Source organism: Rhizobium sp. SG741, assembly GCF_012275435.1.
Lineage (GTDB): Bacteria > Pseudomonadota > Alphaproteobacteria > Rhizobiales > Rhizobiaceae > Rhizobium > Rhizobium lusitanum.
Genome location: NZ_JAAZQP010000004.1, coordinates 531,791 through 543,975 on the forward strand (window position 1 = coordinate 531,791; position 12,185 = coordinate 543,975).

At 59.8% G+C, this 12,185-nt stretch carries 14 protein-coding genes; 6 read left to right on the forward strand and 8 right to left on the reverse strand.

The genetic code is table 11. From position 1 onward, the window contains the following. Positions 1 to 145: 145 nt before the first annotated feature. A complete protein-coding gene (locus tag FHT29_RS14090; RefSeq protein ID WP_168599765.1) occupies positions 146 to 1,114 on the reverse strand; it encodes an aliphatic sulfonate ABC transporter substrate-binding protein in 969 nt (322 codons plus the stop codon). Positions 1,115 to 1,382: 268 nt separating this feature from the next. Between FHT29_RS14090 and FHT29_RS14095 the strand changes: the two genes are divergently transcribed. Next, a complete protein-coding gene (locus tag FHT29_RS14095) occupies positions 1,383 to 2,255 on the forward strand; it encodes an NAD(P)-dependent oxidoreductase (RefSeq protein ID WP_047556520.1) in 873 nt (290 codons plus the stop codon). A 55-nt stretch (positions 2,256 to 2,310) separates the two neighbouring features. Here the strand turns inward: FHT29_RS14095 and FHT29_RS14100 are convergent, their stop codons facing one another. The 3 genes from FHT29_RS14100 to FHT29_RS14110 all read right to left on the reverse strand — a co-directional run bounded on the left by FHT29_RS14100 (position 2,311) and on the right by FHT29_RS14110 (position 4,069). Next, complete coding sequence (locus FHT29_RS14100) at positions 2,311 to 2,799, reverse strand: Lrp/AsnC family transcriptional regulator (RefSeq protein WP_037202496.1); 489 nt, start codon at positions 2,797 to 2,799, stop codon at positions 2,311 to 2,313. A gap of 65 nt (positions 2,800 to 2,864) precedes the next feature. Next, positions 2,865 to 3,497, reverse strand: coding sequence for a uracil-DNA glycosylase family protein (locus FHT29_RS14105; RefSeq protein ID WP_092573830.1), 633 nt, complete (start codon positions 3,495 to 3,497; stop codon positions 2,865 to 2,867). Next, positions 3,494 to 4,069, reverse strand: coding sequence for a thermonuclease family protein (locus tag FHT29_RS14110; RefSeq protein ID WP_168599766.1), 576 nt, complete (start codon positions 4,067 to 4,069; stop codon positions 3,494 to 3,496). The genes FHT29_RS14105 and FHT29_RS14110 overlap by 4 nt, the downstream gene beginning before the upstream one ends. A 123-nt stretch (positions 4,070 to 4,192) precedes the next feature. On the opposite strand from FHT29_RS14110, the gene FHT29_RS14115 reads away from it, so the two are divergent. Beyond that, a complete protein-coding gene (locus FHT29_RS14115) occupies positions 4,193 to 5,722 on the forward strand; it encodes a HAMP domain-containing sensor histidine kinase (protein WP_037202501.1) in 1,530 nt (509 codons plus the stop codon). 17 nt (positions 5,723 to 5,739) lie between these two features. Here FHT29_RS14115 and FHT29_RS14120 read toward each other — a convergent pair whose 3' ends face one another. After that, complete coding sequence (locus FHT29_RS14120) at positions 5,740 to 6,132, reverse strand: diacylglycerol kinase (RefSeq protein ID WP_037202502.1); 393 nt, start codon at positions 6,130 to 6,132, stop codon at positions 5,740 to 5,742. A gap of 186 nt (positions 6,133 to 6,318) precedes the next feature. After that, positions 6,319 to 7,335, reverse strand: coding sequence for a nicotinate-nucleotide--dimethylbenzimidazole phosphoribosyltransferase (gene cobT / locus FHT29_RS14125; protein WP_037202503.1), 1,017 nt, complete (start codon positions 7,333 to 7,335; stop codon positions 6,319 to 6,321). Positions 7,336 to 7,463: 128 nt separating this feature from the next. Here cobT and FHT29_RS14130 point away from each other — a divergent pair, with 128 nt between their 5' ends. From FHT29_RS14130 to FHT29_RS14145, 4 genes are all read left to right on the forward strand, one after another. After that, complete coding sequence (locus FHT29_RS14130) at positions 7,464 to 8,240, forward strand: adenosylcobinamide-GDP ribazoletransferase (RefSeq protein WP_168599767.1); 777 nt, start codon at positions 7,464 to 7,466, stop codon at positions 8,238 to 8,240. A 19-nt stretch (positions 8,241 to 8,259) separates the two neighbouring features. Beyond that, positions 8,260 to 8,481 (forward strand): DUF1289 domain-containing protein, encoded by a 222-nt coding sequence (locus tag FHT29_RS14135; RefSeq protein WP_047556516.1) that lies wholly within the window; start codon positions 8,260 to 8,262, stop codon positions 8,479 to 8,481. Next, on the forward strand, positions 8,478 to 9,179 hold the full coding sequence (locus tag FHT29_RS14140; RefSeq protein ID WP_092573835.1) for a TIGR02281 family clan AA aspartic protease: 702 nt from the start codon (positions 8,478 to 8,480) through the stop codon (positions 9,177 to 9,179). Before FHT29_RS14135 ends, FHT29_RS14140 begins: the two co-directional genes overlap by 4 nt. Before the next feature lie 106 nt (positions 9,180 to 9,285). Then, complete coding sequence (locus tag FHT29_RS14145; protein WP_168599768.1) at positions 9,286 to 10,191, forward strand: EamA family transporter; 906 nt, start codon at positions 9,286 to 9,288, stop codon at positions 10,189 to 10,191. A 135-nt stretch (positions 10,192 to 10,326) separates the two neighbouring features. Here the strand turns inward: FHT29_RS14145 and FHT29_RS14150 are convergent, their stop codons facing one another. Together FHT29_RS14150 and FHT29_RS14155 are read right to left on the reverse strand one after the other, a co-directional pair. After that, positions 10,327 to 11,088 carry an ABC transporter permease gene (locus FHT29_RS14150; protein ID WP_037202510.1) on the reverse strand — a complete coding sequence of 254 codons (762 nt, stop codon included), beginning with the start codon at positions 11,086 to 11,088 and terminating at the stop codon, positions 10,327 to 10,329. Then, positions 11,085 to 12,011, reverse strand: coding sequence for an ABC transporter ATP-binding protein (locus FHT29_RS14155; protein ID WP_047556510.1), 927 nt, complete (start codon positions 12,009 to 12,011; stop codon positions 11,085 to 11,087). Before FHT29_RS14155 ends, FHT29_RS14150 begins: the two co-directional genes overlap by 4 nt. Between the last annotated feature and the right edge of the window lie 174 nt (positions 12,012 to 12,185).

Sequence of the window (12,185 nt, forward strand, 5' to 3'; positions counted from 1 at the left end):
CGGATAGTGACATAGACTATCAATTATATCGACAATACAGATTTTCTATTGCCGGGCGTTCGGCGGAATATTTTTCCCCATGCGGCCCCGTCCGCGATGTTTGAGACGCGGGCCGCACGGGCATCTGCAAGCAGGCCGCCAGTGCTCAGCTCGCCTTCGGCCGCCAGACGATATCAGTGACGGTCAGCTTCTTCGGAACAATCCCGAGATTGTAGAATTCGTCGGCCAGCCCCTGCTGATAGGCGACCGCCGCATCGGTAATGGTCGAAACACTGCCAAGATCCGAGCCGGGGCGCGTCAATGTTACCCGCGTCACGTCGGCCGGAACGCCGGTGATCTGAGACAGGGCCGTAACTGTGTCGTCGAGATTGGACTGCGCCGCTGCCCCCACCTTGGCGAGTTCGGCGATCACGTCGGTAATGACCTGCGGATTGCCCTTGGTGAAATCGCCGTTCGCCAGGAAATAGCTGAAGGAGTCGACGATGCCACGGGCAGTCGCGAGGATGCGGGTATCAGGATCCGCTTCGGCAATGGCAAGATAGGGATCCCAGATCGACCAGGCATCGATGGCGCCTGTCTTGAAAGCGGCCGAGGCATCCGGCGGCGCGAGATCGAGCGCCTGGACGTCGTTGACCGTCAGTCTGCCCTTGCGCAAGGCCTTGACGGTCACGTTGTGAGCGCTGGAGCCGCGCTTGAAGGCGACCTTCTTCCCCTTGAGGTCGGCTAGCGTCTGGATCGGCGAATCCTTGCGGACCAGAATGGCCGAGCTTTCGGGGCTGCCCGTGTAAAGGCCGACATAGAGCAGGTTGCCGTTGGCGGCCTGCGCAAAGAGCGGCGGCACATCGCCGGTGGCGCCGAAATCAAGGGCGCCCGCACCGAGCGCTTCGAGCAGCGGCGGGCCGGACGTGAATTCCGACCATTCGACGGAGATGCCACGACCGGAGAGCAGTTTTTCCAGCGCTCCCTTACGCTTGGCGAGCGCCAGAACACCGTTCTTCTGCCAGCCAATGCGAAGGCTCGTCGCCGCAGCGGCACGCGCCGGCCGGAGGGAGGGCAACGCGAAGGCAGCTGCCGTGGCGCCAAGGAGGCCGAGTGTCTGTCTGCGCGAAATCATCGAAGATCCTTTTCATGGCGCCTTGGCGCTTCCTGCGGCCGCCGGCTTGTTTATCGATGCTTGAGCATCGCAAATCCATAGAATATATCGACAAAGGATATATTGAAGTTTCTCACCCGAGACGAAATTTAGTTTCGAAAAACATCGGAAATGAGAAATGAAATTTCAAATCCTGTGGCACCGTGACAAGTTAGCCGATAAATCGGTCTTCCGTCCCTCTAGCCTTTCCGCTAAGCCTTCAGTCAAAATCGGTCAGGGAGTAACGAAAATGGCAAAGGTCGCATTCATCGGCATGGGCGTCATGGGATATCCCATGGCGGGGCATCTGAAGGTCAAGGGCGGGCATGACGTCACCGTCTACAACCGGACCATTGCCAAGGCCGAGGCATGGGCCAAGCAGTTCGAGGGCAAATTCGCCCCCACCCCGGCTGAGGCCGCCGAAGGCGCCGACTTCGTTTTCACCTGCGTCGGTAATGACGACGACCTGCGCTCGGTCACGATCGGCGAAAACGGTATCCTTTCAGGCATAAAAGCCGGCGCGATACTCGTCGACAACACCACCGCCAGCGCCGAAGTGGCACGCGAACTCTACGCTGCCGCCAGGGAGAAAGGCGCCGACTTCATCGATGCCCCCGTCTCCGGCGGGCAGGCCGGCGCGGAAAACGGTGTGCTGACAGTCATGTGCGGCGGCGATGAAGCCGTGTTCGAGAAGGCACGACCTGTTATCGACGCCTATGCTCGCATGGTCGGCCTGATGGGAGCGGTCGGTGCTGGCCAATTGACCAAGATGATCAACCAGATCTGCATCGCCGGCATCGTTCAGGGTCTTGCCGAAGGCATCCACTTCGGCAAGCAAGCCGGCCTCGATATCGAAAAGGTGGTGGAGGTCATTTCCAAGGGCGCCGCCGGCTCCTGGCAGATGGAAAACCGCCACAAGACCATGAATGCCGGCAAATATGATTTCGGCTTTGCCGTCGACTGGATGCGCAAGGATCTTGGCATCGTGCTCGCCGAAGCCCGCCAGAACCAGGCCAAGCTGCCGCTGACCGCACTCGTCGACCAATTCTACGGCGATGTTCAGGCCATGGGCGGCAACCGCTGGGATACGTCATCCCTGCTCGCACGGCTGGACCGGAAGTAACGAAAGTCTATCAGCTGAAATAACGATTCGGCTGAGCGCCCTTGCGAAGCGGCGCTCAGTCCTCGTTCGACTTCGCATTCTCCAGCAGCATGTAATCCAGCGGCAGCTCCGTCGAATACTTGATCTGCTCCATCGCAAAAACCGACGATACGTCGCGGATTTCTATCTTGGCGATCATGCGCTTGTAGAAAGCGTCATAGGCGGCGATGTCGGGAACGACGACCCGCAGCAAATAGTCGACATCGCCGCTCATGCGATAGAATTCCACCACTTCCGGGAAATCGGCAATCACCTCGGAGAAACGCTTCAGCCATTCGATGGAGTGGCTGTTGGTGCGGATGGAAACGAAAACGGTGACCTTGGTGTTGACCTTTTCAGGATCGAGAAGCGCCACGCGGCGGCGAATGACGCCGTCCTCTTCCATCTTCTGGATGCGGCGCCAGCATGGTGTCGTCGACAGCCCGACCTTCTTGGCGAGATCGGCCACGGCCAGAGTGGAATCCTCCTGCAGAAGACGCAGGATTTTGCGGTCAAGACGGTCCATTTAAGCATCCCTTCGAATTATATTCTCTCTATAGCCTACTCTAAGCGGGAGAAAAGAAACTTTTTTCAAGAAATCAGGATTTTCACACGTTCTTGTAACGCGGGGAGCAACTCCGCCTCAAACCAGGGATGACGCTTCAGCCAGCCGCTGTTGCGCCAACTCGGATGCGGCAACGGCAGAACGGCCGGCGATCGGCGCGAGAGTAAATAGTGCCGCCATTCCGCGACTGTTTCCGTCATCGACGCCATGCGCTCAGCGCCGAGATGCCATGCCTGGGCATACTGACCGATCGTCAGGATCAGCTCGATCTGCGGCATCGCATCCACAGCCTTCTGCCGCCATAAAGGCGCGCATTCCCTGCGCGGCGGCAGGTCGCTACCGGCTGCATCATAGCCGGGAAAACAGAAGCCCATCGGCAACATGGCGAAATGGTCGGGGTTATAGAAGCTCTCGCGATCGACACTCAACCATTGCCGCAGCCGATCGCCGGAAGCATCGTTGAACGGCAGGCCGCTCTCGTGAACGCGCAGGCCAGGCGCCTGCCCCGCAATCAGGATACGCGCCGTCGATGAGAGCGTCGCGACCGGCCGTGGCTCATGCGGCAGCCGATCCGCCTCGCCTTTCGCCGGCGCGTCCCGACAGAGTCGACATGCGGCAATCGCCGAATGCAGGACCTGCAATTCACTTTCCCGCTTCACTGCGTCCTCCATCCGACGAGTTGCTGCAGATAGTCGATCAGGCCTGTGAGCGGATTGCTTCGATTGGATTGCGCCACATTCTCCTCGCGCCGATAGTCCTTCGGCCGCTCGAAATCACCGGCCCAAACTCCAGCCTTCGCCTGCCGCGCCGCGTGCTCCTCTGCGGCATAGCCGCCGTAGGACAGCGCCATGCCGCTGCGAACCATTTCACCATTGATATCGAGTTCGCCCGCCATGCACGTTACGAGCAGTCGGCCATAGCGATCATGGTCGCGTCCACGGCATTCCGGTGTGCCGGCGTTAATAAGTGTGTTGAGGGTTCGGCGCGCTTCTTCGCCGCAAGCCCAGTCTATGCCGTTGCGTCGACATTGTTGACGATACTCAGGCGCATCGATGCCAAGCAGTCGGAAGCGCTGGCCATCGGATGAGAGCGTATCACCATCGATAACGAAAAAGCTGCCGGTTTGAATGAGTTCCGGGCGATTATTCATCTTCAACGCCAGCAAACCGAGCACCGCGAGCAGAGCAAATGTGGTCACGCCGTCACGAAACAGGCGGCTGGACCGCGTCACGCTGCTGCCTCCTTTAAGAATAAATCCTTGGCAAAGATGGCAAACAAATCATTTCGTCGCAGCATCTTCTTAAGATTTGACCGCTAGTCTGTAATCTCACGCAGGCCAAGTTTCAATGTGTCCATGAGAACCGGCGTCAGCACATCGACAGATAAAAACATCGTCGACCGATCGCGCAGTCACCGCAACCGGGCTGTGTCGAAGGCCGTGCGGCAGACGCGCGAGCGCCTGCAAACCGGCCACAGCCGCAACTTCGATCGCGAACTTATGGTCATGCATATCGACACGTTGCTGCAAGGTGCGGCAATTGTGCCGATCTTCGCCATCGTCGTCGCGGCGCTCGGCGTCTATCTGACGCGTGACGTCCAAATCTTCTTCTGGACCATTCCCATTCTGACGGCGCATGCCATCAACATGCTGCTCGGCAGACGCGCAAAGAAGCAGGACATAACCGCCGAGAGCGCCAGGAAATGGCGTCAGATCCTGTTGCTGGGACAGCTGCTTGTCGGCCTCTGTTGGGCAATCTTCGCCATGCAAGGCTGCGCGACCTGCGGCGGCGACAGCTTCAGCCTCTATAAGGGCGCGACATTGCTGGTGGCCATCTGCATCACGGCGATGGCCAACTTCATGCTGCCGCGCGCCGTCCCCTTTTCCTTTGCACCGGCCACGGTAGCTCTTGCCGTAACCGCGATTCTGACACGAAAGCCCTCCGACATCGCGCTGACTGCGGCGATCTCCGTCGCCGTGATTTTCTTCACCCTCATCACCAATCGGATGTTTCAATCCAATCTGAAGATCCTTTCCTTCCAATCTGAAAAGGATGATCTGATCGTCGAATTGGAAGTCGCAAAGTCCATGTCCGACGAGGCGCGCCGGCGCGCCGAGGAGGCAAACCTCGCCAAATCACGCTTCCTCGCCTCCATGTCGCATGAACTCAGAACGCCGCTGAACGCCATTCTCGGCTTTTCCGAAGTCATGTCGGCTGAGGTCATGGGGCCGTTGAACAATGCGACCTATCGCGAATACACCACCGATATTCATCGCTCCGGGCAGCACCTGCTCAACCTGATCAACGAGATCCTCGATCTGTCGCGCATCGAAGCCGGCAAATACGAGCTGAACGAGGAAGCAATCTCGCTGCTCGATGTGGCGGAGGATTGCATCGGCATGGTGCAACTGCGTGCCCGCGGCAAGAACATATCCATCTCGTCTCAATTCGAGCCGCAGCTTCCCTCGATATGGGCAGACGAAAAGTCCTTGCGTCAGGTGATCCTCAACCTTCTGTCGAACGCCGTGAAATTCACGCCACAAGGCGGCGAAATCAGCGTCAAGGTCGGCTGGACGGCCGGAGGCGGACAATATGTGGCAATCAAGGACAATGGGCCTGGTATTCCCGAAGAGGAGATCCCGGTGGTCCTCTCTGCCTTCGGCCAGGGCTCGATCGCCATCAAGAGCGCGGAGCAAGGGACCGGCCTGGGGCTGCCGATCGTACAGGCCATCCTCGCCAAGCATGACGGTCAGTTCATGTTGAAATCAAAGCTGCGTGAAGGCACCGAGGTCATCGCCATCCTACCGGCCAGACGCGTGCTGCAAAGCCTGCCGGCCGTCGAGGACGCACCGCTCATCGAACGGCGCAAGAAAAGCTTCGCCTGAGGTTCGGTTTCCGGCGCCTAGCGGAAAAGCAAATGGCTGCCGATAACGTAAAGCATATAGATGCCGGCAGCGACCAGCATGCAAAACACGGCGAAGGAGCCAAGATCCTTGGCATATTTACCGACATTGGAAATCTCCGGCGAAATCCGGTCTATGACCTCTTCTACGGCCGTATTCATTGCTTCGATCGCAAAAACGCCGAGGAAAAGCACCATGCCGATGACGATCTCACCGAGGCTTGCACCGACTACGATCAGCAGGATCAGTGAAACCGCTGCAAACAGCAGCTCCTGGCGAAAAGCAGCCTCCTGAAGCAGCCGTTGAAAACCACCCCAGGAATAACCGGCAGCGGCAAAGAAATGCCTGAAACCCGTTTCCTTGGTGACTGCTGGTTTCGAAAACTCGGCCATGCCCGCTCCGCCCGCAATGTTCCGATTGCAAATTAGACGCTTCGCGAATACCGCCTCAGCATCGATGAAGCAAGACGACACTTTCGAACGCCCTCGAAATTCACTACAGATTTATGACGTGAAGCGATCGCTCCACAGGAAATTCAGTAGCGAAATACCTCTCCGGCATCTCGCCACCATATTCGATCAGTGCTTGTTGGCGACACCGGCGCTTTCGAACGTCGCCATCCCGGAATGGCAGGCCGCAGCGGCCTTGACGATCCCTGCCGCAAGCGCCGCGCCGGTGCCCTCACCGAGCCGCATGCCGAGCGCCAGGAGCGGTGTCTTGCCGAGCTTCTCGATGGACCTCAAATGCCCCGGCTCCGCCGAAACGTGACCGATCAGGCAATGATCGAGCGCGGATGGATTGGCCGCCTTGAGGATGGAGGCGGCAGCGGTTGCGACATAGCCGTCGATGATAACCGGGATGCGCTCCATGCGTGCCGCAAGAATGGCGCCAGCCATTGCGGCGATCTCACGACCGCCGAGACGACGCAGGACCTCCAGCGGATCGGAAAGATGAGCGCGGTGCAACGCGACCGCCTTCTCGACGGCAGCGATCTTGCGCCTCAGCATCTCGCCCTCGGAGCCCGTTCCCGGACCCACCCAGTCCTCCGCCTTGCCGCCGTAAAGCGCATAGTGGATGGCGGCGGCGATGGTGGTGTTGCCGATGCCCATCTCGCCGATGCAGAGCAAGTCCGTACCGCCGGCGATCGCCTCCATGCCGAAGGCCATGGTCGCGGCACAGTCGCGCTCGCTCAGCGCCGGCTCCTCGGTGATGTCGGCCGTCGGAAAATCGAGCGCCAGATCGAAGACCTTGAGGCCGAGATCATAGGTGACGCAGATCTGGTTGATCGCCGCGCCACCGGCGGCGAAGTTCTCCACCATCTGCTGCGTGACGGAAGGCGGGAATGGCGTAATTCCCTGCTTGGTGACACCGTGATTACCGGCGAATATCGCGACCAGCGGCCGGGTCACCGCCGGCGGCCGGCCGGTCCAGGCCGCCAGCCAGAAGGCGATCTCCTCGAGCCGACCGAGCGCGCCGGGCGGCTTGGTGAGCTGCGCGTCGCGCTCGCGCGCCGCCACGAGCGCCTGCGCATCCGGCCCAGGCAGGTCGCGCAGCAGGGTGCGGAAATCGTCGAATGGCAAGCCGGTTACGCTCATGAATGCCGTTCCTTGTCTTTTGGTCTCAAATCAGGTTCTTTGCGTGCGACTCTATTAGTCTTCGGAATCGGCGCGAACAACTCCAAAAGCGCCCGATGCTGTCGCGCCGGTAGCGGGGAGAGGAAGAAATGCGGGAATACATGCGCGACATCGCGCGCGCGGTCGCCTTTTTAAGTCGCATTCCCGTGCCGACCTCGTTTTTCACAGGCTATGACGGCAAGCTCGCGCGGGTTTCCCGCGCCTTCCCCTTTGCCGGATTGCTGATCGCCCTGCCCACCGCCTTTGTCTTCGGTGTGCTGCTTGCCCTTCACATCGATCCGTTGATGGCAGCGCTGCTGGCTCTCACGCTGCAAACGGTCATGACAGGTGCGCTGCACGAGGACGGTCTCAGCGACACCGCTGACGGATTGGGTGGCGGCAAGGACCGCGAGCGCGCACTTGCCATCATGAAGGACAGCCGCATCGGCACCTATGGCGCTTGCGCGCTGATCCTCTCCTTCGGGCTGCGCGCCGCGGTATTGGCGGCCATCGGCCGTGGCACCCTGCCATTCGATGCAGCAGCCGCTCTTCTGGCAACCGCCGCCCTCAGCCGCGGCGCGATGGTGTGGCACTGGTATGCGCTCCCTCCCGCCAAACCGGATGGAATCGCGGCTTCCGCCGGCAGGCCGGATGGCGATGCCATGCAGCTGGCGCTGATCGTGGCACTCGGCCTTGCGACGCTCCTCATTTGGCCGAGCCTGGGTATTCCCGCGCTTGTTCCCTGCCTTCTCGTAACCGCCGCCGCGACGTTTCTCGTCACCCGACGCGTGCGCCAAAGACTGTCCGGCCACACCGGCGACACCATCGGCGCGACGCAGCAGATTTGCGAGATCGCATCCCTGTGCACTCTTGCTATGTGCATTTGAAGCATCGATATATGATCTCATGCTGACACCCTGCATCCTTGTCTGTTCCATCGATACGAACACCGGCTATTGCTTCGGCTGCGGACGCACGACCGAGGAAATCGGTGCTTGGATGACGTATAGCGACGACGAACGCCGCGAGATCATGCAGATCCTGCCCGAGCGCCTGACGAAGGTCGAACGCAAGCCTCGCAGGGAAACCCGCCGCCAACGGCTGGCGCGGGAGCGCAGTACCGCATGAACCGCCTGAACATCGTTCTCGCCATTCTCGGGATCGGCCTTGCACTGCTCATCTTCAACAACAGCGGCGGCACGACCTTCGGCATGCACAATGACGACTTCGCCCGCATCGTCTATCTATTGCCGATCGCCCTGATGATGAGCGCCGCAGTCTGGGCGAGCCGACAGACCGTCAGCCAGTCGCTGCGCAATCTCCTGATCTGGCTGGTCGTCATCATGGCGCTGGCGACCGTCTATATCTATCGCCACGACGCCGAGCAGGTCGGAAACCGCGTCTTCGCAGGATTGATGCCGGGACATGCGGTCGTGGTTACCACAAGCGAAGGCGGACAGGAGATCATCCTCCACAAGCGCTCGAACGGGCATTTCGAAGCGGAAGTGCTGATTAACGGACAGCCGATCGATATGCTCATCGACACCGGCGCCAGCACCATCGCGCTTTCGCAGGAAGACGCCGAACGCGTCGGCATCATCCCGGAAAACCTCACCTATTCCATGACCGTGCTGACCGCCAATGGTCGCGCCAAAGCCGCTCCCGTCGAGCTCGGCTCGGTCGCCATCGGCCCGATCAAGCGCCGTGACGTCGAGGCGACCGTCGCCGAGGCAGGCAGGCTCGACCAGAGCCTGCTCGGCATGAGCTTCCTTGAGACTTTGGGCTCGTTGCAGATGCAGACCGACGAGCTTCGACTCAGGGATTGAGCGAGGCGAACGACGGCAATCGATAGTTCGGCCGGGATCGAAGCATTCCTCGGTCCCGTCACTCTAAAAGACGGCAGATCTGAACCGTACAAAGAGTGAAATGCGCATGGCGCCCGCAAAGACCAACATAACGACAGAGTTGCTGCTTCTCTTGATCCTCGCGACGTGCTGGGGCGCGTCCTACAGCTTTATCCGCGTCGGCGTGGCGACCATCCCGCCAATCACGCTGATTGCCGCCCGCACCTTGATCGCCGGCCTCGTTCTCCTTGCGATCATTCGCTGGCGCGGCCTCCACCTGCCGAGAGATGCGGCGACCTGGCGGCGCTTTCTCATTCAATCCTGCCTCAACAGCGCGGTTCCCTTCACGCTGATCGCCTGGGCCGAACAGACGCTCGACGCCGGCCTGGCAACGATCCTGAATTCCACGACACCGATCTTTGCATTCCTGCTCTCAGCAATCCTTCTTCGCAGCGAGCGTTTGACGGGACGCAAGCTGTTCGGCGTCGTGGCCGGCATGGCAGGAATTTGTCTCATCATCGGCCTTGATGCATTGCATGGAGTAGGCCGGCAACTGCCCGCGCAGCTCGCCGTCATCGCCGCATCGGTCTGTTATGCCAGCGCCGCACTGTTCGGGCGCAATTTCAAGGGACTGGATCCGATGATGCCCGCCGCCGGCTCGTTGCTATGCGGCGCCACTCTCCTTATCCCCGCCAGTTTGTTTTTCGAGCATCCTTGGCAGCTCACGCCATCAACGGCCTCGATCCTGTCCCTGCTCGGCCTGTCGATCGTTTCGACCGCCCTCGCCTTCAGTATCTATTTCCGGCTCATTCAAACTCTGGGTTCGGTCGGCACCACCGCGCAGGCCTACTTGCGCGTTCCCATCGGCGTCGGAATAGGCGTGATCTTCCTCGGCGAACCCGTATCCTCGACGGCAGCCGCGGGTCTTGCCTGCGTCGTAGCGGGTGTCATGGCCATGACGATCGCACCGCGCAAAAAGATGGCAGCCGGTTGAACGCGGCGTGGGGGCTGAAGAGACATCAGGTCAGCAGCGATAGATCGCCCCGGACGAAAATGAGATTGTCGGAGCGCCGGACCGCGTCATCCGCAATTGCCTGCCATATTGAGATGTCCGACGATAGCGGCGTGCTTAGTTTCTCAATCGGTACCCCGTCCTGAAAATCCATCCGAGAACACCCAGACAGATGACCAGGAAAAGCGTGATCATGGCAAGGCTCAGCACCGGATTGACGTCGGCGATACCGTAGAAGCTCCAGCGGAAGCCGCTAACGAGATAGAGAACCGGGTTGAGGTGGCTGACGGCCTGCCAAAAGGGTGGCAGCATGTTGATGGAATAGAAGCTGCCGCCGAGGAAGGTCAGCGGCGGCACGACGAGCATGGGAATAAGGTTCAATTGCTCGAAATTCCCGGCCCATATGCCGATCATGAAGCCAAACAGGCTGAAGGTCACCGCCGTCAGCACGAAGAAAAGGATCATCATGAACGGATGCTGGATGGTGATGTCAACGAAGAAGTTCGCCGTCAGCAGGATGATCAGGCCGATCATCATGCCCTTGGTCGCCGCCGCGCCGACATAGCCGAGAACGATCTCGGTCATGGCGACCGGAGCGGACAGGACTTCATAAATCGTGCCCGTGAATTTCGGGAAGTAGATGCCGAAGGAGCCGTTGCTGATGCACTGACCGAGCAGCGTCAGCATGATCAGGCCCGGCGTGATGAAGGCGCCGTAGGAAATGCCGTCGACCATGTGGATGCGCGAGCCGATGGCGGCGCCGAAGACGATGAAGTAGAGCGAGGTGGAAATGACCGGCGAAACGACGCTCTGCAGCAGCGTGCGGCGCGTGCGGGCCATCTCGAAGGAATAAATGGATTTGATCGCCTCGAAGTTCATTTGCCTTCTCCCACCAGCGATACGAAGATGTCCTCGAGCGAACTCTGGCGCGTCGAGAGGTCCTTGAAGTGGATCCCTTCGGCTGCCAACCGCGACAGAAGCACTGCGATGCTCGACTGTTCGTGCTGGGCATCGAAATCGTAGATCAGAGTCAGACCGTTCGATCCGAGCGAAAGCCCGTTACCTTCGAGGCAGTGCGGTATGGCATCCAGCGGCTCGCTGAGATCAAGGATCAGCTGCTTGCGGCCGAGCTTGGCCATAAGCGCCTTCTTCTCCTCAACGAGCAGCAATTGGCCACCATTGATGACGCCGACACGATCGGCGATCTCTTCGGCTTCCTCGATATAATGCGTCGTCAGGATGATCGTGACGCCGGAGCCTCGCAAGCGCTCGACCACGTGCCACATGTCCTTGCGCAGCGTGACATCGACGCCGGCGGTCGGCTCGTCGAGGAAAAGGATCTGCGGTTCGTGCGACAGCGCCTTGGCGATCAGGACGCGCCGCTTCATGCCGCCGGACAGCTGGCGAAGCGTGTTGTCCTTTCTGTCCCACAGCGAGAGGTCACGCAGCACCTTCTCTATGTGTGCGGGGTTCGGTTTCTTGCCATGCAGTCCGCGCGAAAAGCTCACCGTATTCCACACGGTCTCGAACTGGTCGGTGGTCAGCTCCTGCGGCACGAGGCCGATCATGCTGCGCGTGGCGCGAAAATCGCGCACGACGTCATGGCCGCCGACCATCACCGAGCCACCGCTCGGATTGGCGATCCCGCAGACAATCGAAATCAATGTCGTCTTGCCGGCACCATTCGGCCCGAGCAAGGCAAGGATTTCTCCCTGCTCGATATCGAGATCGATACCTTTCAGCGCCTGGAATCCGTTGGCATATGTTTTCGTAAGACTGCGGATGGAAATGATCGGAGCCATGATGCAAGTAAAGTCCGGTCTATATGATTAATTTCGCGGCGTTTGCCCGCTATATAGCCCGTCTTGTGCTTTTACCATCCCGCGGAGCTGAAACACAGCGTTCGCTTATGCCAAATAAGCTGTCATCAAATCGTGACCTTCGTCGGGCATATAAGCCCTTAGGTGAGCAACGTT